This is a genomic window from Thauera propionica (assembly GCF_002245655.1).
Lineage (GTDB): Bacteria > Pseudomonadota > Gammaproteobacteria > Burkholderiales > Rhodocyclaceae > Thauera > Thauera propionica.
Window position 1 is genome coordinate 1 of sequence record NZ_NOIH01000018.1, and the last position, 25,896, is coordinate 25,896.

General features: G+C 66.5%; 28 protein-coding genes and 4 tRNA genes. 20 read left to right on the forward strand and 12 right to left on the reverse strand.

Annotated elements, in window-relative coordinates; translation table 11 throughout:
• Positions 1 to 93 precede the first annotated feature (93 nt).
• The 10 genes from CGK74_RS14525 (at position 94) to CGK74_RS19045 (ending at position 4,430) form a co-directional block, all read left to right on the forward strand.
• Positions 94 to 285, forward strand: a complete 192-nt coding sequence (locus CGK74_RS14525; RefSeq protein ID WP_094269170.1) for a hypothetical protein — start codon at positions 94 to 96, stop codon at positions 283 to 285.
• Between the two features lie 248 nt (positions 286 to 533).
• Positions 534 to 962 (forward strand): hypothetical protein, encoded by a 429-nt coding sequence (locus CGK74_RS14530; RefSeq protein ID WP_094269171.1) that lies wholly within the window; start codon positions 534 to 536, stop codon positions 960 to 962.
• 38 nt (positions 963 to 1,000) lie between these two features.
• Entirely contained in the window at positions 1,001 to 1,399 is a 399-nt protein-coding gene (locus CGK74_RS18805; RefSeq protein WP_133091874.1) for a hypothetical protein, read from the forward strand.
• A gap of 36 nt (positions 1,400 to 1,435) precedes the next feature.
• Entirely contained in the window at positions 1,436 to 1,660 is a 225-nt protein-coding gene (locus CGK74_RS14540; protein WP_094269173.1) for a hypothetical protein, read from the forward strand.
• A gap of 10 nt (positions 1,661 to 1,670) precedes the next feature.
• The gene (locus tag CGK74_RS14545; RefSeq protein WP_094269174.1) at positions 1,671 to 1,970 is read left to right on the forward strand and encodes a hypothetical protein; all 300 of its coding nucleotides are present in this window, start codon (positions 1,671 to 1,673) and stop codon (positions 1,968 to 1,970) included.
• Between the two features lie 7 nt (positions 1,971 to 1,977).
• The gene (locus tag CGK74_RS14555) at positions 1,978 to 2,823 is read left to right on the forward strand and encodes a hypothetical protein (RefSeq protein ID WP_133091876.1); all 846 of its coding nucleotides are present in this window, start codon (positions 1,978 to 1,980) and stop codon (positions 2,821 to 2,823) included.
• A gap of 36 nt (positions 2,824 to 2,859) precedes the next feature.
• On the forward strand, positions 2,860 to 3,120 hold the full coding sequence (locus CGK74_RS14560) for a hypothetical protein (RefSeq protein WP_133091878.1): 261 nt from the start codon (positions 2,860 to 2,862) through the stop codon (positions 3,118 to 3,120).
• A gap of 11 nt (positions 3,121 to 3,131) precedes the next feature.
• The gene (locus CGK74_RS14565) at positions 3,132 to 3,548 is read left to right on the forward strand and encodes a hypothetical protein (protein ID WP_094269178.1); all 417 of its coding nucleotides are present in this window, start codon (positions 3,132 to 3,134) and stop codon (positions 3,546 to 3,548) included.
• Positions 3,549 to 3,840: 292 nt separating this feature from the next.
• Entirely contained in the window at positions 3,841 to 4,122 is a 282-nt protein-coding gene (locus CGK74_RS14570; RefSeq protein WP_094269179.1) for a hypothetical protein, read from the forward strand.
• 53 nt (positions 4,123 to 4,175) lie between these two features.
• Positions 4,176 to 4,430 carry a hypothetical protein gene (locus CGK74_RS19045; RefSeq protein WP_206186263.1) on the forward strand — a complete coding sequence of 85 codons (255 nt, stop codon included), beginning with the start codon at positions 4,176 to 4,178 and terminating at the stop codon, positions 4,428 to 4,430.
• A gap of 100 nt (positions 4,431 to 4,530) precedes the next feature.
• Here CGK74_RS19045 and CGK74_RS14580 read toward each other — a convergent pair.
• The 5 genes from CGK74_RS14580 to CGK74_RS14600 form a co-directional block, all read right to left on the reverse strand.
• A tRNA-Ser gene (locus tag CGK74_RS14580) sits at positions 4,531 to 4,621 on the reverse strand.
• Between the two features lie 71 nt (positions 4,622 to 4,692).
• The gene (locus tag CGK74_RS14585; protein WP_094269180.1) at positions 4,693 to 5,052 is read right to left on the reverse strand and encodes an Hpt domain-containing protein; all 360 of its coding nucleotides are present in this window, start codon (positions 5,050 to 5,052) and stop codon (positions 4,693 to 4,695) included.
• Positions 5,053 to 5,430, reverse strand: a complete 378-nt coding sequence (locus tag CGK74_RS14590; RefSeq protein ID WP_094269181.1) for a response regulator — start codon at positions 5,428 to 5,430, stop codon at positions 5,053 to 5,055.
• A complete protein-coding gene (locus CGK74_RS14595; RefSeq protein WP_094269182.1) occupies positions 5,430 to 7,994 on the reverse strand; it encodes a sensor histidine kinase in 2,565 nt (854 codons plus the stop codon). The genes CGK74_RS14590 and CGK74_RS14595 overlap by 1 nt, the downstream gene beginning before the upstream one ends.
• A 21-nt stretch (positions 7,995 to 8,015) precedes the next feature.
• Positions 8,016 to 8,633: a response regulator gene (locus CGK74_RS14600; protein ID WP_094269183.1), complete on the reverse strand. Its 618-nt coding sequence runs from the start codon at positions 8,631 to 8,633 to the stop codon at positions 8,016 to 8,018.
• Between the two features lie 277 nt (positions 8,634 to 8,910).
• On the opposite strand from CGK74_RS14600, the gene CGK74_RS14605 reads away from it, so the two are divergent.
• The 7 genes from CGK74_RS14605 to CGK74_RS14635 all read left to right on the forward strand — a co-directional run bounded on the left by CGK74_RS14605 (position 8,911) and on the right by CGK74_RS14635 (position 15,760).
• The gene (locus tag CGK74_RS14605) at positions 8,911 to 9,297 is read left to right on the forward strand and encodes a DUF2237 family protein (RefSeq protein ID WP_094269184.1); all 387 of its coding nucleotides are present in this window, start codon (positions 8,911 to 8,913) and stop codon (positions 9,295 to 9,297) included.
• A 7-nt stretch (positions 9,298 to 9,304) separates the two neighbouring features.
• On the forward strand, positions 9,305 to 10,753 hold the full coding sequence (locus tag CGK74_RS14610) for an AAA family ATPase (RefSeq protein WP_094269185.1): 1,449 nt from the start codon (positions 9,305 to 9,307) through the stop codon (positions 10,751 to 10,753).
• A 12-nt stretch (positions 10,754 to 10,765) separates the two neighbouring features.
• Positions 10,766 to 12,391 (forward strand): VWA domain-containing protein, encoded by a 1,626-nt coding sequence (locus CGK74_RS14615; RefSeq protein WP_094269186.1) that lies wholly within the window; start codon positions 10,766 to 10,768, stop codon positions 12,389 to 12,391.
• 46 nt (positions 12,392 to 12,437) lie between these two features.
• Positions 12,438 to 13,277 carry a Rossmann-like domain-containing protein gene (locus CGK74_RS14620; RefSeq protein ID WP_094269187.1) on the forward strand — a complete coding sequence of 280 codons (840 nt, stop codon included), beginning with the start codon at positions 12,438 to 12,440 and terminating at the stop codon, positions 13,275 to 13,277.
• Between the two features lie 8 nt (positions 13,278 to 13,285).
• Positions 13,286 to 13,603 (forward strand): DnaJ family domain-containing protein, encoded by a 318-nt coding sequence (locus CGK74_RS14625; protein ID WP_094269188.1) that lies wholly within the window; start codon positions 13,286 to 13,288, stop codon positions 13,601 to 13,603.
• Between the two features lie 33 nt (positions 13,604 to 13,636).
• On the forward strand, positions 13,637 to 14,143 hold the full coding sequence (locus tag CGK74_RS14630) for a flagellar basal body-associated FliL family protein (RefSeq protein WP_133091880.1): 507 nt from the start codon (positions 13,637 to 13,639) through the stop codon (positions 14,141 to 14,143).
• 204 nt (positions 14,144 to 14,347) lie between these two features.
• On the forward strand, positions 14,348 to 15,760 hold the full coding sequence (locus CGK74_RS14635) for a YdgA family protein (protein ID WP_094269190.1): 1,413 nt from the start codon (positions 14,348 to 14,350) through the stop codon (positions 15,758 to 15,760).
• A 213-nt stretch (positions 15,761 to 15,973) separates the two neighbouring features.
• Here the strand turns inward: CGK74_RS14635 and CGK74_RS14640 are convergent.
• The 6 genes from CGK74_RS14640 to CGK74_RS14665 form a co-directional block, all read right to left on the reverse strand.
• Positions 15,974 to 16,049 (reverse strand) — tRNA-His (locus CGK74_RS14640).
• A 43-nt stretch (positions 16,050 to 16,092) separates the two neighbouring features.
• A tRNA-Arg gene (locus CGK74_RS14645) sits at positions 16,093 to 16,169 on the reverse strand.
• Positions 16,170 to 16,196: 27 nt separating this feature from the next.
• Positions 16,197 to 16,273 (reverse strand) — tRNA-Pro (locus CGK74_RS14650).
• A gap of 58 nt (positions 16,274 to 16,331) precedes the next feature.
• Positions 16,332 to 17,603, reverse strand: coding sequence for a hypothetical protein (locus CGK74_RS14655; protein ID WP_094269191.1), 1,272 nt, complete (start codon positions 17,601 to 17,603; stop codon positions 16,332 to 16,334).
• Positions 17,600 to 17,818, reverse strand: a complete 219-nt coding sequence (locus CGK74_RS14660) for a DUF2249 domain-containing protein (RefSeq protein WP_004253224.1) — start codon at positions 17,816 to 17,818, stop codon at positions 17,600 to 17,602. Before CGK74_RS14660 ends, CGK74_RS14655 begins: the two co-directional genes overlap by 4 nt.
• Positions 17,815 to 18,270 carry a hemerythrin domain-containing protein gene (locus tag CGK74_RS14665; RefSeq protein ID WP_094269192.1) on the reverse strand — a complete coding sequence of 152 codons (456 nt, stop codon included), beginning with the start codon at positions 18,268 to 18,270 and terminating at the stop codon, positions 17,815 to 17,817. Before CGK74_RS14665 ends, CGK74_RS14660 begins: the two co-directional genes overlap by 4 nt.
• Before the next feature lie 154 nt (positions 18,271 to 18,424).
• Here CGK74_RS14665 and CGK74_RS14670 point away from each other — a divergent pair, with 154 nt between their 5' ends.
• Entirely contained in the window at positions 18,425 to 19,642 is a 1,218-nt protein-coding gene (locus tag CGK74_RS14670; protein ID WP_094269193.1) for an MFS transporter, read from the forward strand.
• A 16-nt stretch (positions 19,643 to 19,658) separates the two neighbouring features.
• Here CGK74_RS14670 and CGK74_RS14675 read toward each other — a convergent pair whose 3' ends face one another.
• Complete coding sequence (locus tag CGK74_RS14675; RefSeq protein ID WP_094269194.1) at positions 19,659 to 20,897, reverse strand: BaiN/RdsA family NAD(P)/FAD-dependent oxidoreductase; 1,239 nt, start codon at positions 20,895 to 20,897, stop codon at positions 19,659 to 19,661.
• 135 nt (positions 20,898 to 21,032) lie between these two features.
• Here CGK74_RS14675 and CGK74_RS14680 point away from each other — a divergent pair, with 135 nt between their 5' ends.
• Both CGK74_RS14680 and CGK74_RS14685 read left to right on the forward strand, forming a co-directional pair.
• A complete protein-coding gene (locus CGK74_RS14680) occupies positions 21,033 to 24,740 on the forward strand; it encodes a DUF748 domain-containing protein (RefSeq protein ID WP_094269195.1) in 3,708 nt (1,235 codons plus the stop codon).
• A 106-nt stretch (positions 24,741 to 24,846) separates the two neighbouring features.
• A complete protein-coding gene (locus CGK74_RS14685; RefSeq protein ID WP_094269196.1) occupies positions 24,847 to 25,875 on the forward strand; it encodes a toll/interleukin-1 receptor domain-containing protein in 1,029 nt (342 codons plus the stop codon).
• Positions 25,876 to 25,896: the final 21 nt, after the last annotated feature.

Here is a 25,896-nt window from a genome sequence, read left to right on the forward strand (position 1 = left end):
GAACCGCGCCCCCTTCCCCGTCTGGTGCATTCAAGGCGCCACCGAAAACGAAATGCTCGCGCAGTGGCCTGGCGCACTTCTGGAGCCTCACGAATGAAACGCAAGACCCCGACCCCCGAAGCAATCCGCGCAGCACTCGCTGCGCAAAGCCTGCGGACCTCGCGCCGCTGGCTGGTGCAGTTCCCCGACCACGAGACCGAGCGCACGTATCAGGAAGCTGTCGATCTGCATCGCGTGCTGAGTGAGCACCGCGCCGCAATCGCTGCGATTCCGATGGAGGGCTGACGGTGGAAATGCTCGACTATGCAAATCAGATTGAATCGAAACAACAACCTAGTGGGGCCGAAAAACTGTCGAAACCCGCCGTTGCGATGGCCCGCACGGTTTCCTTTTTTTACAAGGACCCGCGAAGCGAGGCATCAACAAACGAGCGCCCGACTCCGTGTCCTCCCCCCTGCGAACTCTATCGAGGGTAGTCGCGACCGCCCCGTATCTCTAGTCATAGCCGTTTTCAATTAGGAAACTGGAAACCGATGAAACAATCAGAACTCTGTAACGCGCTCGGACTGAGCAAGGCGCAAGTAAGCAAGCTGGTAGCGCGCGGCATGCCGACCGAATCAGCGGAAGCGGCAGAGCAGTGGCGCCGGAAGAATCTTGATCCCTCGATGACCTCGACCTGGAGCGCCAAGCGCGGCACCGGGCGCGCCGCCCCTGCTGAAGCCCGCAACCCTATCGACATCATCACGACGAGCATTCTCCCGCGCATGTTCTTCCTGATGGACGCCAAAGACGTTCAAGGGCTGGAACCGATCACCGAGACAGTGCGCGCCGCTGCGCCGGGTCTGGACGATAGCGAAGTGCTGCGTGTGCTGGTGGCACTGGCCGACCGCTATGCCCGCGTGATCGACGATCACATGGGCTGCTGTGACGGGCGGGTGAATCTGCCTACTGAGTTGCAGTGACGCCATGATCACCGAACTCGCCCGCTGGAGCCTGGACCATGAAGCCGCTTGACGCCCGCGCGCGCCTGGCTGAGTGCGCGCAGATCATCGCAGCCGGCCAGCCCTTGCCGCCGATCCTGCGCGCCTGGCTGGTCCGGGCGCTGTATCGGCGCGTACAAGACCCCGGCGCCGACCTTGACCGCCTGCTGGAGCTTCGAAGCCGTGCCGGAGGACGTTTGCATGCCTTCAGCACTCTGCCGGGCCGAGACCTGGCGCTGAAGCGGATCGCAAGCGATGTCGACGCCTTGCATCAACGGGTGCGAGCTTATCGAGCCGGCGCCGATGATCCTGAGCTTTCCCGGATCGAGCGCGAGCATGGGCGCATCCCCGCCGGGCGCAGGCAATTGCACCGCATCCTCGCCGGGCAAACGGTCGCCGGTCAAATGAACCGGCATTGATATGTCATGGCTACGCCATCAGGCACGATGGCAGCCATGAACATCACACCGCACCAGAACCCGCTCGCCGGCCTGTTCGTTCGCACGCAACCCGAAGGCGCAAGCCTGAGCGTGTGGGTAGGCCAGCGAGAGCTTGCCATCGAGCTTGACCAGGCGCAGCGCGCACAGGTCGCCGACCTACTGGCAGGGACCGAGGCCGCCGCGATTCAGATCGTGGGCGCCGTGTTCCGAGAGTTCGAAGTCAGCCTTCCCCCCCGCTAAGGAGAATCGAATGCCCACCATCCACACCCCCGAGCGTGCCGCCGCCGACGCGAACGCATCCCTCGTTTCAGTCCGTCCCGGCGATGTGATCCTCCCCGGTGGCGCTTATGTGTCCGTCGATGATGACGGTGCTGCCGTGCTGTCTGCCTGGGCTGGCGCCATCGCCGTACAAGTCCCGCTGAGTGCCGCGCAGGCATCTGCGCTTGCCGACCGCCTCGCCGATGACGTGAACGCCGGTATCGCAGGCGCCCTGGGCGATGCCGCCCTCTACAACGGATCGTTTGACCCGCTCCGCGCGAACCTGATCTGAGACCGTCATGAAGAAGAAAACCGACCTTCTCGCACAAGACCTGTCCACCGACATTCAGGCGCAACTAGCCGCCCTGGCACAGCAGGCTCGCCAAGGGCTTGCCGCACTCGATACTCGCATTGCCGAGCTGCGCGAACGCCACGAAGCGATGACCCGTCACGCAGTGAGCGCAGACGCCGCCGCCGCGCGGATCGTCGCTGATGTGCGCGCGAGCATCGCCGACGGTGTAAAGCGCATGCAGCATGTCGCCACGGCCGCCGCGAACCTGAAGGCCCACACCGAATACCGCGAAATCACGGCGATCACGGGTGATGGGCGTTACGAGATAACGCCCGTTAGCGCACCTGGCCCGCTGGGGATCATGGACCGGCTGTCGCCTGCCACCATCATCACGATCCTCGACCCGAGCGGCGAGAAGCTGGAAGCGTGGGCGCTTCAGGTCGCGCAGGCCGCTGGCTGCCCCGAGACCGCCCCGCCTGCCGCGCAAACCGCCCGTGAGGCCGATGCGCTCATGAGCGAGATTGAAACCCTCATCGAGCAACGACGCAGCGCAGCAAAGGCCCTCGATAGCCTGCTGGGCGAGGATGCCCATGTGCGCGAGGTGGCCGAAGCAATGCGCAAGATGCAAGACGCTCCGGTCGGCAAGGAACCGGCACCGGAACCCCGCATCGGCGTGTTCGACGCCGACGGCAAGCCCCTCACTGTAGGCGGTGGCGACACCTACACCGAACTGATGCAGGCACGGCACCGCGATGAAGCGCTCGCGCGCTCCGCAATCGCCGGCACCTTCGAGGGGTTCATTGCAGAGCGCAACGAACTCGAGGATAGCGCCTTGCGCGCGATGAGCAGCTAACCCACAACCGCACCACAACGCACCGAGGATACGCCCATGACAACTCAATCCTACACCGTGAACACCGCCTGGCAGCGCATCGTGCTTGCTGCCGAGGATCTGCATCTCGTCACGCTGAACAGCATCGCAGCGGCTGAGATCGCCGCGAGCACCGACGGGGAGGCGCCCGAAGGCTCCGGCCACCGCCTCGAAGGTCGCGATCGCTACACCCGCGCCGACATCGGCCCTGGCGCCGTCTGGGCACGCTCGGCGGACGGTTCGATGGATGAGGCGACCATCGTCGTTTCATTGTCCTGAGGGGTGCAGAGATGACCATCTCGACCCGCGTCGAAAACATCCCCAACGCGCCGCGCTTCTCGGGCAATCCGGCGATTCAGGCCGAAGCCGCGAAAGCGTATCAATCGGCCTTCGTGGAGGCCGCGCTCGCAGAACGCAGGCGCTGTGCCGCCATCATGAACTTGAAGGAAGGCGCCGGCCGCGAGGCGATGCAGTACCAACTGATGAGCAGCACCACCCTGTCACCCGAAGAGGTGCGCGAAATGCTCGCCGCCGTGCCGGCCGTGCAGCACCAGGTGCGCAACGTCTTTGCCGCCGCGATGGCCGCCATCGGCAACCCGCCGACGATGGGTCTGGACGGTAACGCAGACGACCCGGTCGACCGCGCTGCGATGGAGGAAGCCGCCGCGCAAGCGATCCTGAAGCAAAGCGGCACCGCCGCGAAGTGACCCGCTTTACCGGCCTGGCGAGTAGCGGCGCATAGCCTGGCCGGCCTGTTATCTGTGCGCCGCACCCCGCGCCTTGGTGGAAGGTGCATCTTCAGCCCTGGGGACGCGCGACTAAGCGAGTTTCCGTGCTCCGGCCCGGATTCGTCGCGCTGCGAAGGCTGAACCCCTCATTCTCAGGAATGCGTCACATGAACGACGACGACTACACCAAGCCGAGCCGACAGAACCGCAAGCAGCGACGGTCCTGGAAGCGCAAGCCGGCGCAATGAGCCGCTGCTGTGCCTGTTGCCGCATGCCTGCCCCGGTCGCCACGCTGCACCCTGGCGAGATACACGACATCGGCGTGCTAATCGGCCTCTGCGCCCGCTGTGCGCGTGCCAATGACCGCTTACCCCACGGCACTGCGCAGAAGCGCCTGAACGCCGCTGCAAGCCTCGCAGCATCAGACACCAGCGGGCGATACTGGACGGCCCGATTCCCCGACCACGGCGCCGCTGTGCTGGCCGCGCACCTGATCGGCAACCAGGCCACCGCCACCGACGCGCTCGAGGCTATCGGCTGGCTGACGCCCTGAAGGTAGAGCGCGACGAGAACGACCAGAGGAAGGAGCCGACGACCAGCGAGAAGGTGGCGCTGGCTCAGGCGATTGCGGAGCGGCTTGGAAAGCGGCAGGGCCAACGCACCGACCTTGGAACTTCGGGAAATATTTCCCCAAGTGACGACGCGGGCCGCACCAAGGACATCGCCGCTGCGAAAGCCGGTCTCGGTTCCGGCAAGACGCTGGAAGCCGCGCAGAAGGTCGTGGAGCGTGGCATCCCCGAGCTGGTGGAGGCGATGGACCGGGCAAGTTACCCAACTTGGGGTGACTTTGAATCTGGCTGAAATGCCGGATTTTGAATGCTGTTTTTTTGTAGCTTCGTTTGTAGAACGGCAGCCTACAAAAAGAAAAAGCCCTGAAAAATCAGGGCTTTCCGGCGTTCGGTGGCGGACAGGGCGGGATTCGAACCCGCGTTGGGATATTGTCCCAAACACGCTTTCCAGGCGTGCGACTTAAACCACTCATCCACCTGTCCTTGGAAGCCCGACATTATAGCCGCAACTCTTGGGTAGCGGAAGAAAAAACTTCGGCGGGGCCGCGTCTGCTTCAGCCCGCGAGGTAGATTTTGACTTCGGCCAGCACGGCCTGCAGTTCCTGCTGCAGCGGCGCGATGTCCGCCTCGGAAGGGTGGTAATTGGCATCCGCCTGCTTGCAGCGCGATTCGATGCCTTGCGCAATCTCGACGGCGTTGCGGGCGTGGAGCTGGGCCAAGGTTCCCCGCACCGTGTGCGTCACCCGGGCCAGGGCAGGCGCGTCTCCCGAGGCGGCGGCGGCCTTCAGGTCGGACTGTGCGCCATCGTGCCAGTCGGCGAAGGTGCCGAGCACACTGGCGACGACCTCCTCGCTGTCGAACAGGTCGTGGAGCAGGGCCTGGGGGTCGAAATGGGTGTAGCTTCCTTGTGGCATTCAGTGGCTCCCGGGGCTGCCGATGGTTTGGGTCAGGGCGGCGACGGTGACGGGCTTGATCAGTACGGCGTCGAAACCGTCGGCCAGAAAGCGGTCGATATCGTCATTCATAGCGTGCGCCGTATAGGCAACGATGCGGATGCCCTTGCACTCCGGACGGCTCCGGATCCGCGCGCACGCCTCTTCGCCACCGATGTCTGGCATCGAGATATCCAGCAGGATCACTGCAGGTCGAATTGACTGCAGGCGATCAAGCATCGGCGCCGCGCCCTCGAAGGTCTCGATACGCCAGCCGAGGCGTTGCATGAGCGCAGCGGCCACCTTGACATTGATCGCGTTGTCGTCAGTGACGAAGGCCAGGTTATGTTCGATATCCATCAATCGATCCGCCGGGCGGAATAATCGAAGCTGCGCGGCAGCGTGACCGTAAAGACCGACCCTTCTCCGTGCGTCGAGCGCACCTCAATCTGGCCGCCCATCAGCGTAGCCATCTGCCGCGCCAGCGACAGCCCGAGCCCGGTTCCGCGGTGCCGGCGGGTCAGGAAGTTCTCGACCTGGTGGAAGGGTTCGAAGATTCGCTCCAGTTCTTCAGTCACGATGCCGATCCCGGTATCGGCAACCAGGATCGCCACGCGGGATTCGCTGGGACGGATCTCGACCGTGATCTCTCCCTTGTCGGTGAACTTGACCGCGTTCGAGAGAAGGTTGTCGATGATCTGTCGCAGCCGTACGGGGTCGGTGTCGATCGTGCAAGCGGCGCCGGGCAGAATCAGGCGCAAGTCTACGCCTTTGGCACTGCAATTGACACGGTGCAGGGCGACGATCGATTCCACGAATGCGTTCAGGTCGACGCTCTGCGGGTTGAGCGCGAGGCGGTTCGCTTCGATCTTCGCCATGTCGAGCACGTCGCTGAGTACGGCCATGAGTTGTTGGCCGCTGTTGCGGATGGTTTCGGCGTACTCGCGCTTATCGGGGTTGTTCAGTTCCAGGCTCAGCAGTTCGGCCATGCCGATGATGCCGTTGAGCGGGGTGCGCAACTCGTGCGACATGTTGGCGAGGAACTCGCTTTTCATGCGGTTTGCCTGCTCGGCGTGCTCGCGGGCCTCCTCGAGTTCATGGATCGAACGCTTGATCGAGTCGGCCATCTTGTTGAACGAGCGGCTGATCTCGGCCATTTCGTCGTTGCCGCGGACCTGCAGCCGGTGGTCGAGATCGCCGCGCTTGAAACGGCGCAGGCCTTCGACGATTTCGTTGATCCGGCGCGACATCAGGTTGCCCATCCAGATTGCGATGAAGATCACGGCGGCGATCATCAGCAGGGTCGACAAGGTGATGCCGGCGGTTGTCTGCCGCAGGCTCTGGCGGATATCGGTGACCAGTTCGTCGCGCGAGCGTCGTGTCTTGAGATCCGCCTGGTCGATCATGGTCGAGATCCGACGGCCGGATTCGGTAGCGGCACGGTGGAAGTCGTCGACGTTGGCGCCAATCGTCACATAGCCGAAGCCGCGTGCCGACTGGCCATAATGACCGGTGTAGTAGGGGATGGTCGCGACGGTGGTGAGCTTGGTGAGGCCGCTGAAAAAGATCGTGAACGATCCGGAACCGCCGTGCTCGGTCAGATCGTGCCAGCCGACGCACTGGGGCGAGAAGTTGAGGTAGCGGCAGTCCAGCGACACCTTGCCGGATGCGGTGGAGTTGGGGTGCGGCTTGCGCGTCAGGCGTTGGTCGGCATAGAGGTTGAGCCCTTGCGCGAACATATGCCAAGGCTGGCCGCTGGCCTGCCAGCGGTCGTAAAGCTCGATGTCGAGCCAGGGCTGGGCCGGCTGTCCCGACTCGGGATCGAAGCCGTAGATGAAATAGTCGCGGGCATGCGAGATGTTGCGGCCGAGGTAGTCCCACATGAAGGCGTAGTTGCCCGAGGCCGGATCGGCGATCGGTGCCCGGCGATTGGGCGTCGGTCGTACGTGGTCAGTGAAGGCCATCAGGTGGGCGTGATCCAGCGCCAAGGTGACGTAGCCGATGATGTTCCCGTTGCGCACGACGGGCGTGGCCCAGCGAACGATGCCTTCGAAGCGCTTGCCAACCGGGTTCTCGAGGCCGGCGTATCCGGACTGCTCCGGTGCAAACGGTTTGCCATGTTTGGTCGCGGCATCCGGGGTGTAGGCGCCGATCCAGTCGGTCTGGACTTGAGCCCCGATCACGTCAGAGACGTAGATCTCGCCGGGTGAAAGGGCCTGGAGTGCCGGCCAGTAGCGTTCGGCGCGGACATAGGTGTTCTCGGGGCGCGTGATGTCGCGCAGTTCGTGCGACATCCGGTTGCGTCCCGTACTGCTCAGGGCCTTGACTCGCTCCCGCCCGTCGATGCCGACGAACGTGATCTCGAGGAAGAGTGGCATTAGCGCCCTCTTCGCCTGACGGTCCTGTGGGCGGTAGTGGAAGTTGGACGAGTTGTCCGGCAGAGGAGCGCGAACGAGGTCGGGGTGATCGGTCCTGGCGTCGGCTTCAACCCATTCCGTGCGGTCTTCGCTGAGCCGGTAGGGGCCATGGTCCTCGAGGTAGCGCAGATGGTTGTCGATGAAGCGCTGGTAATGCTCGGGGTTGGTGTCGATCACCGCGGCGCGGCGCACGTCCTGGTCGCGGTCATGGAGAAAATCGGCAACTTGCCGTGCGATGTCGGTCGTCAGCGCCTCGATCGCCTCGCGCGACCGGTTGTCGAGGGCGTCGATGGCGTCGTCGATTGCCGTCTTGCCAGTCGTGCGCTGGGTCTCGAGCATCGCGTCCGACATCGCCACGGCACGGTAGGTGACGAGGCTGCCGAGTTCGCGCGTGGCGTCCCAGGCGAACAGCGCGAGCAAGACAAGCGGAATGACCTTGATCGCGACGAATATCGCGATGAGCTTCGCGCGCAGGCTCCGCGCGTCGAACCACGACGACACGCGCATCGATGCGACCCGCGACCGGCGTCAGCCTGCGGCGCGCGCGCGCTTGCGCTGCGCCACCAGCGCCTGCATGTAGCCGTGGAGTTCGTGGAAGGGAACGGGCTTGCGATAGACCGTGACGTCCTCGGGCAGGCCGCCCTCGGCCGCAATTTCCTCTGCATTCAGGGCAGATACGACGACGATGGCGACTTCGCTGGCGAGCGGATTCTCGCGCAGGCGCCGGATCATCTCGAAGCCATCGAGGCCGGGCATGCGCAGGTCTGCGATGAGCAGATCGGGCGGCTCGCGACCGACCTCGACGAGGGCGTCGAGGCCGTGATCGAACACGCATAGCTCGATGTCCATCGTCCATTCGCTGAAAGTCTCGCGATAGACCTGCTGCAGCAGGCTGTCGTCCTCGACGACCACGACCCGGAGCTTGGCGGCACTGTTGCGCGGCCGGGCGCCACCCGAATGCTGACTGCGGGCAAGCAGCGCATCGACCGAGTCCTGGCGGATGCGACGGTGACCGCCAGCCGTCTTCCAGCCTGCCAGGGTCCCGCTTTCGACCATCTGCTGGACCGCTCCGAGCGAAAGTCCGAGCTGGCGGGCGGCCTGAGCGGTACTGATGAATTCGCGAGTGGAGTCAGCGTTGCGCGCCATTTGAGATCCGACGAAATGCGTAAAACAGTGAAAATAACAGCATTGGGTCGATTGCGGCAAACCCAATTTCGAGTGCGGCGAATTATGCTTACAAATGAGTGGTCTGACCAGACCAGGCGACGGGTGGATGCCTGCCTCCGCCGCACGGGAGGGCGTGGAGCGGTCGGGCGGTGTGCCGGCCTGGTAGCGGTACAATCACGGCCCTGGTGCCTGCGTCGGAGCGACGCGTTTTCAGGCGCCGGGTTGGATGGAATGTCACGCAACCTCGGGGGGCTGCATGAACACTTCGAAGAACGTGCTGGGCGGGCCATTGCTGGCCTGCAGTTATGCGCCGCTGACCGGGTTCTACCGGACCGGGTGTTGCGAGACGGGGCCGGACGACCTCGGTCGCCATGTCGTCTGCGTGCGCGTTAATGCTGAGTTTCTGGCCTTTTCGCGCAGTGTCGGCAACGACCTGTCGACGCCGCGGCCCGAGTACCGCTTTGCCGGGCTGAAGCCGGGCGACCGCTGGTGCCTGTGCGCGCTGCGCTGGAGGGAAGCATGGGAGGCCGGTGTTGCGCCGCCGGTCGTCCTCGAAAGCACGCACGAGTCGGCCTTGCGCATCGTCGACCTGGATACGCTGAAGGCGCACGCCTTCGGCACCGCGGCCGGCTCGCGGGACTGAGCCCGCCATGGCGCCCCGGGCGGCCGCTGTTCCTCACGACTGGCCGGCGCGCCTGTCGCCGATTCTCGCTGCGCTGGAGGAGGGGCTTGTCGAGCGTCGGCTGCCGCTGCGCTTGGCATTGCTCGCCGCGCTGAGCGGCGAGCACACGCTGCTGATCGGCCCGCCGGGCACGGCCAAGAGCGTGCTCGCCCGCCGGGTGCATCTGGCGTTTCGCGATGCGCGCTACTTCGAGCGCCTGTTGACGCGCTTCACCGTGCCGGAAGAGCTGTTCGGCCCCCTGTCCATCCGCGCGCTGGAAGAAGATCGCTACGAGCGCCACACCGCGGGTTTCCTGCCCGACGCCACGGTGGCCTTCATCGACGAGGTGTTCAAGGCCAACAGCGCCATCCTCAACGCCCTGCTGACGCTGCTCAACGAGCGCGAGTTCGACAATGGCGCGGGGCGCCAGCAGTGTCCGCTGGTCAGTGTCATCGGTGCGACCAACGCCGTGCCCGAGGACGAAGTGGCCGAGGCATTCTTCGACCGCTTCCTCGTGCGCCTGAGCGTAGGGCCGGTGAGCGCCGGGGGCTTCGAGCGTCTCATGCTCGAAGCGGCTTCGGTCGCCTCGGGCGAACCAGGCGCCGCCTTGCCCGCGGCCTTGTCGGCCGCCGAGCGTGCCGCCCTGTCGCAGGTGGCGCAGCGGGTCGCGTTGCCCGACGACGTGCTGCGGCACCTCGGCGCGCTGCGGGTCTGGTTGGCGGAACGGGGGAACTACGTCTCGGATCGGCGCTGGGTCAAGCTCGGGCAGCTGCTGCGCACTGCGGCAGCCTGCGAAGGGCGTGACCGCGTTTCGGCGTGGGACCTTGCCCTGGCGCCGTATTGCGTGGCGGCCGACGCTGCCGAGCAGGGCGAGGTTGCCGAGTGGCTGGCGGCGCGCCTGGGGGTACGGGCGGCTTGGTCGCCGCCGCGATTGACGCGGATCGTCGAGGCCTTCGAGGCCCAGCTCACGGCCGAACGTGCGGCCAACGATCTCGACTACGACGAGGCTGGCCGCCTGCGCTTCTCCGCGATCGGGCAGGCGCAGGAGCAGGCCGAGGCGCTCGCCGGGGCGATTGGCGATGCCAAGGGCGGCGCGGGCGCGCTGCGCATGAGCTATGCGCGTCAGCGCCGCTACGGTCCGCTGCACATCCGCGCACGCACACGGCAGATCGACGAATTGCTGGAACGCATCGCCCGCTACCAGCGCGAACTGGCGGCCGAGCGCGCCGCGCTGGCGGACTGGATGGCCGGCAGCCTGTGGGCGCCATCGCGCTTCGCCGAGCAGGCGCAGGCGGCGTTGGAAGGCGTGGCCGCGGCCCTCGATGCGCTCCACGTCCGCGCGCGCGAAGCCCGCGCCGGGTTCGAGTCGCTGCCGCGGCTTGCGGAAGGCGCGGGGAGCGCGCCGGAGCCGGTCGCGCACGAACCCTTTGCGGACTGAAGGCGAGTCCGCATGAGCGATGTCCAGCCTGCACCCTGTCTGTTCGAGCCCCTCGAAGCGCGGCTGGCGGTGCTCGATGCCTTGCCGCGCGCCCTGTGGCTCGGTGGCATGACGCACGCAGCAGGGCGGCTGGAGCCTCGCCTGCTGGCCCTGCAGGCGTGGCGTGGATTGCTGTCGCAGGGCGTGAATCCACTCGATGACTTTTCCCCGGGGCCGGCGTCCGACGCGGACTGGCCTGCTCATGCACTGCGGGCACCGCTGAAGACCTCCTTCGACCACCTGCAACTGGCGCGCTATTGCCAGGCCCACACCGATCTCGCCGATCTGGTGCTGCAGAGCCTGCTGTTCCATCTCGATCTCGTTGTCGATTACCGCGATCGCGGTGCAGACGAAGCGATAGCGGCGCGCATGGCGGTCGAGGCCTTCCATTCGGATTGGGCCGAACGTTGCGGCGAGATCGACGAACTCGTCGCGGCCTTCGGCGAGCTCGGCGACCTGCTCAAGAACACGCGCTGGGATACCTTGCGCGGTTTGCTGCGCAGCCGCGAGTGGCAGGACGTGGTGCGCATCCGCAAGCTCGTCGAGCGCCTGCCGGAACTGGCGCGGGTCATCCGGAGCCTCGGGCGCGCGCAGCCGGTCGAGCCGGAGCCCGCCGACAGCCAGCAGGTGCAGTGCGTCATGTCGCCGGCGTTGGAACTGCAGGCCGACGCGCATATGCAGCGCGTGCCCGAGATGCCCGGCGAGACCCGCGGTGTGCATCGCTCGGATCGCCTCGCGCGCATGCTGCCGGCAGAGGCCATGCTGCTCGGCCATCCTCGCCTGCGCCTTGTCTGGCATGCCCGTCGTGCCGAGCGTGCGCTGCTCTGCTACGAAGACGACGACCGCCTGCGCGAGCGCCACTACCACAGCACGCCGGTGCCGCGCCCCCAACCGCGGCTGGCCCCGGCGCCGCGGCTCGTGATGGGACCGATGCTGGTCTGCGTCGATACCTCGGGTTCGATGGAGGGCGGCGCCGAGGCGGTGGCCAAGGCCGTCGTGCTGGAGGCGGTGCGCACCGCTCACGCGCAGCACCGGCCCTGTCACGTCTTTGCCTTCGGCGGCGAGGGTGAGGTCGTCGAGATGTCGCTCGCGCTCGATACGGAGGGCGTCTCGCAGCTCGCGCGTTTTCTCGGTCAGGGCTTTCATGGCGGCACCGACATCTGCGGCCCGATCGAGCGCGCCCTCGCGCGGCTGGAAGCAGAGGACTGGCGGCTGGCCGACCTGCTGATCGCTTCCGACGGCGAGTTCGGCGCTACGCCCGCCGTAGCGGCGCGTCTGCAGCAGGTGCGCCGGGAGCAGGGACTGCGCGTGCAGGGCGTGTTGATCGGCGACCGCGAAACCATCGGCCTGCTCGAGCTGAGCGACGCGATCTTCTGGGTGCGCGAATGGCGCCGCTTCGGCCAGCCGGGCGAGACAGGCCGCCACGGCGCGGGCGGCGAGGGTGGCGATGGGGGCGGCTCGCCCGTGCATTCGAGCAGGCTGACGGCCGACTACTTTCCCGGCGCGCTGCGCACGCCGGACAACCTCGCCCGCACGCTGTCGCCCGAGGCCGCCGCTGCGGCGGTGCGTGCCGGACGGCGTCGTGACGAGGCGTCGTGACTTCCCGCCTGAAGCCAACCAACAGAATGCGCCCGGGACCTTGCCCATGACCTTCGCTTCCGATCTCGTCGCCGAACTCGAACGTGCCACGGCAGGCACCACCGTGCCGCGCGTGCGCGCCCTCCATTTGCCGCCGCCCGAGGCGGCCGCGTCGAAGAACGGCGAGTTCTGCGCGCTGGAACTCGATGACGGCGCGCTCGGCATCGCCTATGTGCTGCTCGAGGACGTGATCACGCGGCTGAGCGCGGCGGGCGACCTTGGGGGCGTGGCGGGCGTGGATGCGCTGCAGCTCGCGCGTGAGTTCGTCGGCGGCGCGACCGACCTGCGGCGCACACTCGGGTTTGCCGCCGCCAACGCCCTGTCGCGCAGCGTGATGGACCGCAACGGCTTCGCGCCGCCGCGGGCGACCGACTCGATCGGCGGCATCGCCCCCCAGGCCGGCGACCACATCGGCATGGTCGGGCTGTTCTCGCCACTGCTGAAGCAGGTCACCGCCGCCGGCGCGCAACTGACGGTGGTGGAACTGAACCCGGACTACGCCGGGCAGTACGACGGCTACCGGGTCACGCTCGATGCGGCCGAACTCGAATGCTGCAACAAGGTGCTGTCGACCAGCACCATCCTGCTCAACCATTCGGTGGATCGCATGCTGGCGCATTGTCGCAATGCAACGCGCATCGCGCTGATCGGTCCGAGTGCGGGCTGCCTGCCCGACCCCTTGTTCGCGCGCGGCGTGGACGTCGTCGGCGGCAGCTGGGTGAGCGACCGCGCAGGCTTCGTCGATGCGTTGCGCAGCGGGGCGGCCTGGAGCGCGTTCGCCTACAAGTTCGCCCTTACGCCGGCGGACTGGGCGGGCGCGGGTCGGCACTGGCTGGCGGATTCATAGGCCACGCCATGCCCTCTATCTACGACATCCTGGCCGAACAGCGCATCGCCGACGCGCTGCGCCGTGGCGAGTTCGACAATCTGCCGGGCGCGGGCAAGCCCCTGGTGTTCGATGACGAACTCTTCGTGTCGCCGGAGCAGCGCATGGCGAACAAGGTGATGCGCAATGCGGGCTTCAGCCCGCCCGAGATCGGCCTGCGCAAGGCGATCGCGAAACTTCGCGCCGAGATCGCCGGGCTGGATGAGAGCGAGCGACGTAGCGCCCTGCGGCGCCGGCTGGCGATGCTGATCGTGCAACTGGGCGAGATCTCGCGCAGCGGGCGTTGACCGGTGCTCGCGGTGGGATGTGTGGGGCCAACCGTGACATTGCTCACGCCGGGAACCCGAGTTGCCAATGTCACAATCGCGGGCCCGTCGAAGCAATGGAAGCGCCTGATGTCGGACAAGATCCTCACCGCAGTCATCGCCAGCCTCGTGCTGGTCTTGTTGTTGCTCATCTACGGCATTGCCACGCTGGGCTCCAGTGAGCGCAGTAATGATCGCGTGCTGCCCGAACGCCACCACGCCAGCATCGGGCAGGTCGTGTTCCGTTCCGAAGGCGGCATGACACGCATCAACCCCGCCGTTGCGTGCGCCACGCGTGACGCCTGCGAACTGGTCGACCGCATCGCCGCGCAGATCAAGCAGGACATCCAGGCACTCGGCGGGGCACATCCGGTCAGCGCCCTGGAGACGACCGAGGGCAAACAGCGGCTGCAAACCGCCCTCACCACCCATGTCCAGCAACTCGTGCAGCGCAACACCGGCGATCCGTCCAAGATCGTGACGGTCTTCTTTGATGAGATCGTTTCGACGACGATCGATTGAAGCGCCAGACCGGGCGAGCGGCAGCGGCGTCCGGCGTCCCCGCACCTCAGGTCTGTCCTCCGCCACCGCCTAGGTCGTTCGCATATACTGTTCGCCATTTTTGCGGCGCAACAAGATGCTCCAGCACCCGCGTGCGCGTGCATGGTGTCGTCGCCAAGCCCCTTCGCCCACCTTATTGCCTGATCGAACAAGGAGAATCACTGCATGAGCCGTCCTACCAAGATCGTGATCGCGCTGGCCGCGTTCGCGCTGATCTACCCCGCTGCCACGTGGTATTCCGGCCAGCGTATCCAGTCGGTCCTGGATGAACAATATGCGGACATGAAGTCGCATCCTTCGCTGAAGGTCAGCGAGCGCAGCTATGAACGTGGCCTGTTCAGCAGCACCGAGAAGGTGAGCTTCGAGATGGCGATGCCGGTGGCGGCCGTGGACGGCACGCTGCAGGCGGGCGAGCCGCTGCGCCTGAGCATGATCAGCCAGATCAAGCATGGTCCCTTGCCCGGCTTCAAGACCGTTGCCGCAGCCATGCTCGACAGCGAACTCGTGCTGGAAGGCGAGGCCGGCGCCGCATTGCGCGAGTCGCTCGGCGGCAAGGCACCGCTCGTGGCGCGCACCGTGGTGCAGTTCGACGGCGGCGGACATTCGGCGATGAGCAGTCCCGCGTTCGAGCTTGAGCTACCCGACGGCACGCGCCAGGCTTTGCGCATCGGCTTCAGCGGCTTCAAGGCCGACATCGATTTCAGCGCCGGCATGCGCAGCTACACGATGAAGGGGACGGCAGACGGCCTGTCGATGGAAGACCCCAACATGCAGATCGCCCTGTCGGGGCTGGTGTTCGACGCGGACCAGCACCGTCTGTTCGACGACGAGGCCTGGCTGTATGTCGGCAAGCAGCGCGCGACAGTGGCTTCGATGAAGGCCGAGGCCAAGGAGGATGGCGAACTCGGCGACGCCAGCTTCCTGCTGGAGCGACTGAGTTACGACATCGATATGCCAGGCAAAGGCGAGTACCTCGACATCAAGGCACTGATGGGCACCGAAGTGCTGCGGGTCGCGGACGTCGACTACGGCCCCGCACACTACGACTTCTCGGTCAAGCACCTGCATGGGCGCACGCTGATGGATCTGTACCGCAAGCTGCTGGAAATCAGCAGCGATCCCGCCCAGCTCGCGATGCAGGCCGAAGACCCCGCCGCCCTGTTCGCACCCCTTGCTGGACCCGCGATGACGCTGCTGGCCCACGACCCCGAGTTCAGCATCGACCGCATCAGCTTCACCAGCCCCCACGGCACGGCGGCCCTGTCGGCCGAAGTCAGCCTCAAGGGCGTCCAGCCCGATGAACTGAGCAATCCGCTGATGCTGATCGCCAAGCTGCGCGCCTCCGCCGACGTGTCGGTGCCGCAAGGCCTGATCCTCGAGTTCGCCGGCAACCAGGCGGAAGATCCGGAAGAGGCCGACTTCGCGGCCGCCCAGCTGCAGCAGCAACTGGCCGTGCTCGAGGCGCAGGGCTATCTCCAGCGTCACGGCGATCAGGTCAAGACCAGCGCGGCCTTCGCTCAGGGACAGCTGACGGTGAATGGCCGGCCGTTCAATCCGCTGGCGATGGGCGGGCGCTGAGCGGCCGAGCCACGTCAAGGATCACGCTCATTGCGGCGCGGTCAGTAGGGCTCTTGTAACAGGCGGGGCCGCAGTAGACGAATGCTGCGGCTTTGCCGCCTGAGAGTCTTGTGTCGCGACTGAACGCGCGTGAGCTGTCCTCTGTCTGGCAGCGAGCTGGGTTCGGCAAAACAAAAAGGGCTGTGGATAGAAATCCACAGCCCTTCATACACTTGGGGCGACATACCGGGATCGAACCGGTGACACCTGGAGCCACAATCCAGTGCTCTACCAACTGAGCTAATGCCGCCACTACAGGACCCCGGTAAAACCGAAGCCCTCAAAACTTGTCCTGGCCTGCCCGGCAGGGATCGAACCTGCAACCCCCGGCTTAGAAGGCCGGTGCTCTATCCGATTGAGCTACGGGCAGATCCCGCGGGCATTTCGGAGTGTGAGCTGGTCGGGGTGGAGGGATTCGAACCCCCGACATCTTGCTCCCAAAGCAAGCGCGCTACCGGACTGCGCTACACCCCGAGAGCCGCGAACTATACAGATCTCCCCGAGAGGCGTCAAACAGAAATAACAGATTTTTTTATGTGCGCCGGGCGCGTTGCCAGGCGCGGATCACACGCACCAGGTTGAGCAGCAGCCAGGCGAATTCGGCAGCCATCAGGACTCCTGCCAGACGAGCGACCAGAGGCTCGAAAACGCCCGCCACGAGCACGACCAGCACGACGAGATGGAGCCTGAGTTGCTGGCGCACCGGCGGGTCGGGGAGCAGCTTCTTCATGTTCGGGGCCTTCACGCCGGACTGGGTCAGATTCAGCCAGGCGAGAAAGGGGACGATCTTGTAAAGCATGGCGCTGATTGCGCCGCCGAAGCCACCGTGCAGTATCAGCACGCCGGCGAGCACGCTCCAGTGGTCGGCGTCGTGGGCTGCATTGGCGGCGAGCGCGGCGAGCCCGAGGATCAGCGCCACCATCGCACTGCGGAAGCTGCGGAAGGGGGCGTCTGGGGTGCTGCGACGTGTGCGCGATTGCAGGTGCAGCGTGAGCGCGGCAAAACTGACAACCAGCGTCAGCAGCACGATTCCGAGTGTGATCGATGCGATGCCGGCATCCGCGAAGCGCGCGAGCGACCACAGTATCAGCCCGGCCAGCACGGCAGGTGCCCACATTGCGGAGAAGCGAGGTGGATAGCCCGGAGTGATCTGGAACATGGGGACCACAACCCAGCTTGTGGCTGCCAGCAGGATGCCGCCCCAGCCCAACCAGCCCCAAGCGGCGTGGAGGTCGACCAGGGTGGGCAGCGCAACGGGCAGAGCGAGCCCACGACCCAGCGCCAGTGCGAGCGCGAGGCCGAGTGTTCCCGTCACGGCGAGGCCGATGAGGGCGAGGCGAAGGTCGCGTGGCGCGCGCGTCGTGCCGACTACCGCCGGTGCGCCGACGAGCGCCAGCAGGCCGGCGCCTAGGAAGACCACGATGCCGGCGACCAGCAGCAGGCCGCCGCCAACGATGGCGCCAGGCAGCCCGAGTCCGAGTCCTGTGGTTAGTCCGGCTGCGCCGAGGGAGGTCAGGGCGTGCGTCGTCGAAGCGACGCCGAGCGGTGCCGGGAAGCGCGCGCCGGCGACCACAGGCAGGATCTGCTGCAGCGCACCCAGCATCACCTGTAGCATGAAGCCGGCGGCGATGAGGTGGACGAGTGCGAGCGCGCCCGGCGTCCAGCGCGAGGTGAGGACGCCATCACCGAACGCCAGTACTGCCCCGGCCACGATCCCGAACAGGGGCGCGGTGAGGAAGAAGCGTAGCGGCGCGGAAAGCGGCGGGGTGTCCTCGTAGGCCAGTCCGGGATTGGCCGAGCTCATGGCCTGCCGATCAGGATCGCTACCGTGCCGTCGTCATGAAAATTGACCTCATGTCGATAGCCGTCGCGATCGAGCAGCCGAATCAGCGGATGCGGCATGCGATCCAGCAGCAAGGTGAACTGCTCGCCCGCCTTGAGGTTGGCGAGCGCCTCCATGGCGCGTTCGAAGGGTTCCGGCGGTTCGAGGCCGCGTGCGTCTACGGTCGTGATGTTCATGTTGCGTGTTCCGCTGCAAGGGAATGGGAAAGTTCGGTACAGAGGGTGGCACTGACGGCGCCGAGGCGCGCATCGCACATCGGATAGAGGATGTTCTCTTCCTTCATGTTGTGCTGCTGCATCATGATCAGCAGGGTCTCGGCCTCGCCGGCGAATTCGTCGCCGTCGCGGGCAGCCAGCGCGTCCTGCAGGCGGGCGAGCGTGGCGCGCATGTCGGCATGCTCGGCACGCATCACTTGGGTCGGACCCTGGGTCATGCCGGTCGCAGCCTCGAAGGCCGGGAAGAGTTGCTGTTCCTCGGCGTCGAAGTGGGCGTTGAGCGCGTTGGAAAAGGCCGCCAGCGCATCGGTTGCGCCCGGCCAGTCGCCCTTGGCGGCGAGGGTCTCGGCGCGGGCGAAGTCATGGTCGCACGCGCGGTGGTCTTGGGTCATCAGGTCGGCAATCGTGCTCATGTTCGGCTCCGGTGGGGATGAGGGCATTCTCCGCAGCGGCTGGCGAGTGGCATTGATGCGAGTCAAGTTGACCAGCGGTGCGACGAACGGCCTCGACTTGGGCAATCGGGCGTGTCACGGGCACAATCCGTGCTTTCGTTCCGCTGGAGGCCGCATGTCGCGTGCCGTTCCGCCCGGCGCGTGGGTGCGCATCTTCGTTCCCTTCGCGCTGGGCTATTACCTGTCCTATCTGTTGCGCACGGTGAATGCGGTGATCTCGCCGGCGATCACCGGGGAGCTCGGCCTCACGGCCGCGCAACTGGGCCTGCTGACGAGCATGTATTTTCTGGCCTTCGGCCTGGCGCAGATTCCGGTCGGGATCGCGCTCGATCGCTACGGGCCGCGCCGGGTGGAGAGTGCCTTGCTGCTGCTCACCGGCCTGGGCGCCGTGCTGTTCGCGCTGGGTGACTCGATAGCGGGGCTCGGCCTGGCGCGGGCCCTGATCGGCCTGGGCGTGTCGGCCTGCCTGATGGGCGCGCTGAAGGGGTTCGCGCTGTGGTATCCGCCCGAGCGCCAGAGCTCGATGACCGGTTTCGTCATGGCCTGTGGTGCGATGGGGGCGCTCACCGCGAGTGCCCCGCTCGAAGCGGCAATGCCCTTGCTGGGCTGGCGCGGCGTGTTCTGGGGCATCGCGGCGGTGGCGCTGGCGACCTCGATCATCCTGTGGCGCAGCCTGCCGAGGGAGGCGCCGGCGGCCGGGCAGGGGAGCCTCGGCGCGGTGCTGAAGAGCGTGGGTTCCATCTTCGTCGCGCCGGCCTTCCTGCGTTTCGCAGGGTCGTCGCTGTTCTTCGTCGGCGGTTTCATGGCGCTGCAGAGTCTGTGGGCCGTGCCCTGGCTGATGCATGTCGAGGGACTGGAACTGGCAGATGCGGCGCGCACCCTGTTGCTGCTGAATCTGGGCATGCTGGCCGGCCAGCTATCGATCGGCGTTTTCGGCGTGCGCCTGGCGCGCCGGGGCGTGCAGCCGCTGCGCATGCTGCACGTGGGGTATGGCGGGCTGCTGCTGGTGCAGGCGGGGATCCTGTTCGGCGTGGGGCCGGTCTCCCTGCTGTGGTTCCTGCTGGGGGCGCTTTCGGCGGTCAATTCGCAGGCCTATCTGGCTTCGGCGAACGACTTCCCGCGCGAGATGTTCGGCCGCGTCAGCACCTCGATCAATCTCATGGTCTTTCTGGGCGCCTTCGTCGTGCAGTGGGGATTCGGCCTGGCACTGGATCTGCTGCGCACCTGGGGCTGGGAGATGCCGCAGGCCTTGCGCCTCACCTTCGCCGCGTTGCTGGTGCTGCAGGTCTTGAGCTATCTGCCGCTGTTCCCGCGTCTTTGGCGCCGGGCGTAGATCTGACGCGGCCGGTTCAGGCTGCCTGGCCGCAGGCCACGCCCGAAGACCACGCCCATTGGAAGTTGTAACCGCCGAGGTGGCCGGTGACGTCCATGACCTCGCCGACGAAGTACAGCCCCGGAACCGCCCGTGCCTCCATCGTGCGCGACGAAAGCGCGTGCGTATCGACGCCACCGAGCGTGACCTCGGCCTTGGCGTAGCCCTGCGTGCCGGAGGGTGTCAGCGCCCACCCCGACAAGGTGGCGGCAATGCTGCGCAGGTCGGCGTGGCGGAACTCGTTCATCGGCCGGGTCCAGCCGTGGAGCTCGCACCAGGCATGGGCGAAGCGGCGCGGCAGGCGCTCGGACAGCAGGTTGGCGAGCAGGGTGCGTTCGGCCGCGTGCGCCAGCAGCCAGGCTTCGGCATCGACGCCCGGCAGCAGGTCGAGCGTGACCGGCGCCCAGTCCGCGTCCTCGTAGGCCTGGGCCTGCCAGTAGCTCGATACCTGCAGGATGGACGGGCCGGACAGACCGCGGTGGGTGACCAGGGCCGCCTCGCGGAACACGGGCCCGCGACAGTGCGCCTCCACCTCGAGCGAGATGCCCGCCAGCGGCGCGAGCCGCGACAGGGTTTCGGGCGGCAGCGTAAGCGGCACCAACGCCGGGCGCGGCGCCACAACCGCCAGACCGAACTGCTCGGCAATGCGATAGCCGAGCGGGCTGGCACCGATCTTCGGGATCGACAGGCCGCCGGTGGCAATCACGAGGCTGTGGGCGGAGAAGCGGCCGATGCTGGTGTCTACGATGAAGCGCTCGCTGTCGGCATCGGTGCGCGAGACATCCAGCACCTTCGCCGGCATGGCCCAGTCGACGCCGCCGTCGCTGCACTCGGCCTGCAGCATGTCGATGATCTGCTGGGCCGAATCGTCGCAGAACAGTTGGCCCCAATCCCTTTCGTGGAAATCGATGCCGTGGCGCTGCACAAGCTCGATAAAATCCGCCGCCGTGTAACGCGACAGGGCGGAGCGCACGAAGTGCGGGTTGCGGCAAATGTAGTTGTCCGCGGCGACGCGGCGGTTGGTGAAGTTGCAGCGACCGCCGCCGGAGATGCGGATCTTCTCGGCCAGCTTCTCGGCGTGATCGACCAGCAGCACCTTGCGTCCGCGCTGACCGGCTGTTGCGGCGCACATCATGCCGGCCGCGCCTGCGCCGATCACGATGACATCGTAACTTTGCTTTACAGGGCGGGCGATCGGGGCCTTCAAGTGCGCCACGTGGATACCTTCGACGACGAAAGCGGCGCAGAATACGCGGTGTGCTGCAAAGCGGCAAATTCCGAGGCTTTGCGCCGCGATGATGCTGCCTGATGGCAAAACGAGACCAAGAATATCAGCTTGTTGGAGCGCTTTATGACTGAAACCACCACCGGCACGACCATGCCGCCCCGCAAACGGGGTCTGGTCCGACCGGCGTTGTGGGCTGCGGGTGCGGTGATTGTCATCGGCGCGGTCGGCTTCTTCGCCGCGCCGCCGGTGGCCAAGCACTATGCCGTGAAGATTCTGGGCGAGACCCTTGGGCGGACGGTGACGATCGACGGGGTGGTGATCAACCCCTTCTCGGTCACCGCCGAAATCCAGGGGCTCAAGGTGATGTCGGCGGACGGGCAGTCGGAGGCCTTCGGCTTCGACGCCTTGCGCACCAACGTCGAGGTCGTCGAGTCGCTGATGCAGCGCGGCCTGGTGCTGCACGAGGTGGCGCTGAGCGGGCCGCGGCTGAACGTTGCGCTCGAGGGGGGCGGGCGGCACAGCTGGAGCGACGTTGCCGAGCGCATCGCGGCGCTGGCGAATTCGGGCGGGGAGGATGACGCCGAGGCCGGCAAGCCCGGCACGCTGTTCTCGGTCGGCAATATCCGCGTCGCCGGCGGCCGTGTTTCGGTCGAGGACAAGCCGCGCGGGCTCAAGCATGAACTGGCGGAGCTCGAGGTCGGCGTGCCCTTCGTGTCGAACCTGCCGGTGAAGGTGGACGTCTTCGTCGAGCCGACACTGTCGGCCGTGCTCGATGGCAACCCGCTCAAGATGAGCGCGCGCACCAAGCCGTTCCAGGACACGCACGAGACCATCCTCGACGTCGTGCTCGACAAGTTCGACCTCACGCCCTGGCTGGCCTATGCCCCGTTCGAGCCAGCCTTCCGCCTGCCGTCGGCGCAGCTCACGACGAACATCGAGGTGTCCTTCCGGCAACCGGCCGACGCTGCGCCCGAGCTGGTCCTGCGCGGGCCGCTGCGGCTCGACCAGTTCGTGCTGCAGGACAAGGCGGGCGAGCCGGTGGCGACGGTGCCTGAATTCGAACTCGAGTTCGCCGATGTTCAGCCGCTGATCGGGCGCTGGCATTTCACGCGCATGCGGGTCGCCCAGCCGGAACTCGACCTGGTGCGGCTGAAGGAGGGCGGGCTCAATCTCGCCACGCTGCTGCCGGCTGCCGCGCCGGAAGCGAAGCCCGCAAAGGCGAAAGGCGCAGGCAAGGGCGCGGCGGCCAACGATCAGGCCAGGCCCGAGGCCGACGCGGCCAAGGCGTCAGGCGCCGAGCCCGATTTCCTGCTCGCCCACGCGCGCATCCGCGATGGCGTGGTCCGCTTCGAGGACCGCAGCCTGGCCGAGCCGTTCAAGGCACGCATCGAGGCGATCAACCTCGACCTGCGCGACCTCGCGACCGAGGCCGACATGCCGGCAGAGATCCGCCTCGACTACGCCACCGACGGCGGCGAGAAGTTCGTGCATGAGGATCGCCTGCGGCTGGAGCCCTTCGAGTACGAGGGCATGCTCAACTTCGAGGCGATCAAGGCCGCGCGTTATGCCCCTTACCTGGCGGCGGCCCTGCCGGGGGGCGAGGTGCGCGACGGCAGCCTGAGCGGCAACCTGCGCTATCGCGTCGCGCTGGACGACAAGGGCGAGTCGGACATCGACCTGAGCGCCGATGCGCTCGCCGTGCGCGACTTTGCGCTGGCGCTCAAGGGCGCCAAGGATGCCGCGGTCAAGGTGCCCGAACTGGATGTGCGCGAGGCCGTCCTCGATCTCGCCGCGCAGCGCGTGAAGCTGGCCGAACTCGGCGTCAAGGGTGCGGCGGTGTCGGCCGTGCGGCTCAAGAACGGCGACATCGACCTGCTCGGCCTGACCGGTCCAGCGAAGAAGAGCGCGCCGGCCGGTGCGCCGTGGGTCGTCGCCGTGGACAAGCTGGCCCTGCAGGGCGTTTCGGTGCGCGTCGAGGACCGCACTGTTTCGCGCCCGGTGGTGATGGCGGCGGACAACATCGACTTCGAACTCGACGGTTTTTCCACCGAGAAGGGCAACCTCAGCCAGCTCAAGCTCGACTCCCGCATCAACAAGAACGGCAAGCTCGGCGTTTCCGGCAGCCTGGGGCTGGAACCGCTGAAGGCGGATCTCAAGCTCGACCTGCGCAACGTCGACCTGCTGCCGATCCAGCCCTATGTGCTGCAGCAGACCAAGATCGCGATCTCGCGCGGCAACCTCACCACGAAGGGCCAGCTCAAGCTCGGCACCGGACGCCGTGGCAACCTGCTGGCGGACTTTCGCGGCGACGTTGCGGTGGGCAACTTTGCCTCCATCGATCGCCTGAATGCGACCGACTTCCTGCGCTGGCGCACGCTTCGCGTCGGGGGCGTCAATGCCCGGCTCGAGCCATTCTCGCTCGCGGTCAGGCAGGTCACGCTGGACGACTTCTACACCCGCCTCATCCTCGACGAGGAAGGGCGCCTGAATCTGCGTGAGATCCAGGGCACCGATGGCAAGGCCGCCGCGCCTCAGCCGGAGCCTGTCGCCGCAGCAGCCGACCCCTTCGCCGATCCGGCACTGGCCGGAAATGCGCCGCGGGTGAAGGAGGGCGAACGCACGGCCAAACTGCCGCCGCCGAGCGCGCCACCGCCGCCGATCCGCATCGACCGCATTGAGATCAAGCGCGGCAATATCGCCTTCAGCGACCGCTTCATCCGTCCGAACTACGACGTCAACCTCACCGACATGGCCGGCGAACTGGTCGGCCTGTCGACCGACCCGAACACCATCGCCAAGCTCGATCTGAGTGGCAAGGTCGACAAGGCCGCGCCGGTCAGGGTGGTGGGCGAGCTCAACCCCTTCCGCCAGGATGCACATCTCGACATCCTCGCGTCGGTAAAGGACTTCGAGCTCACCGGTCTGTCGAGCTATTCGGGCAAGTACGTCGGCTACGGCATCGCCAAGGGCAAGCTGTCGGCCGAACTCAACTACAAGATCGAGGAGCGCAAGCTCACCGCCACCAACCAGATCTTCCTCGACCAACTCACCTTTGGCGACAAGGTCGACAGCCCCGACGCGGTGAACCTGCCGGTGCAGCTGGCGGTGTCGCTGCTGAAGAACGGCCGCGGCGAGATCGACCTGCATCTACCGGTGACCGGCACGCTGGACGACCCGGAGTTCAGCGTGTTCGGGCTGGTCGTGAAGATGCTGTTCAACCTGATCGGCAAGGCCATCACTTCGCCGTTTGCCTTGCTCGGCTCGGTGATCGGTGGCGGCGAGGAGTTGTCGCAGCTTGAACTGGCGCCGGGAGCCTCGGCGCCGGGTGAGGCGCAGCGCGAGAAGCTCGCGACCTTGGCCACGGCCCTGGTCGACCGTCCGGCGCTCAAGCTCGACATTACCGGCCGTGCCGATCCGGCGGTCGATACGGATGGCCTCAAGCAGGCGGCGCTGGAGCGCATGGTGAAGGCGCAGAAGCTCAAGGCGCTGGTCGCGCAGGGGAAGGAGGCGCCTTCGCTAGACGAGGTTCAGGTCGAAGAGGCCGAGTATCCCGAGCTGCTGAAGAAGGCGTACCGGGACACCGATTTCAAGAAGCCGCGCAACGTCATCGGCATGGTCAAGGACATCCCGGTGCCGGAGATGGAGGCGCTCATCCTCGCCAATACGTCGGTTGACGAGCAGGCGCTGCGCACGCTGGCGCAGCAGCGCGCGCAGGCGGTACGCGACTGGCTGGCGAGCGAAGGCAAGGTGCCGGGCGAGCGCATCTTCGTGCTCGAACCCAAGGTCGAGCCGGCAGGCGAGGCCGGGCAGGTTCAGTTCTCGCTGCGCTGAGGACGGGCGCTCAGACCGCAGAAACGGGGGCTTCGGCCCCCGTCTTCTTTTGGCGCGACTATGATGAAAACGTGAGTTTCATTGCTGCGGCAAAGGGGAGGCCGGCATGGGCAACGTCTTCATCAGTTACCGGCGTGATGATGCGGCCGGCTACGCGCGCGCCATCTACGACCAGCTCACCGAGCGTTTCGACACGGCGCAGGTGTTCATGGACGTCGATGCGATCGAGCCCGGCCTGCCCTTCGACGAGGTGATCCGCAACGCCGTAGGCAAGTGCGAGGTGCTGCTGGTGCTGATCGGTTCGCGCTGGATGGAGGTGCAGCCTGATGGCCGCCGGCGACTCGACGACGAGCGCGACTTCGTGCGGCTGGAGATCGCGGCGGCGCTGGCGCGCAACATCCGTGTGATTCCTGTCCTGCTCGACGGTGTGCAGATGCCGGCCGAGGATCTCCTGCCCGAACCAATGCGCGGCCTGGTCTGGCGTAATGCGCTCGAGGTCAGCAACACACGCTTCACGTCAGACGTGAATCGACTCGCGGACGTGTTGGCGAGGGTGTTGGGCGAGGCGGAGAGGAGCGCGTCGGCAACGACCGAGGCCGCGACGAAGTCTGCCGCGTCTGGCGCGGACACCGTGGTCTCAACGTCCGGGGCGGTCGCGAACGGGTCCGCCACTGCCGCAGTCGGTGATGCACGGGACGTCGGAGGCAAAGGGGGCAAGGGTTTGCGCGTTATGCTGGTCGCAGGTGCCGTCGTGGTCGCGGGGGCGATTGCCGCCGTGCTGCTGTGGCCGGACAAGCAGCCGCCGGTCGTTGTCCCGGACAAGCCGAAGCCGGGGCTCGCGCTGGGTCTGCCGGACTACGGGGTCGTGTTCGGCAGTGACCGGACGCTGGACGCCGCGCGCGACGAGATCCGGCGCGCGAGCCGTAACGGCGTGCAGGATGCCGGCATCTACTTTCGTAACGGCTATTTCGCCAGCATCGCGACCGCCACGACGCGGGCCGATGCCGATCGTATCCTCGGCATCGTCCGCGCCTTCCGCAGTGACGCCTACGCGACGCGGATGGAGACGTGGTGCGCGCAGCCCGTGGGGCGCGAGGGCTACATCGACTGTACCGGGTCGGGTGCCGTTCGATGAGTCGCCACGATGGCGCCTGTT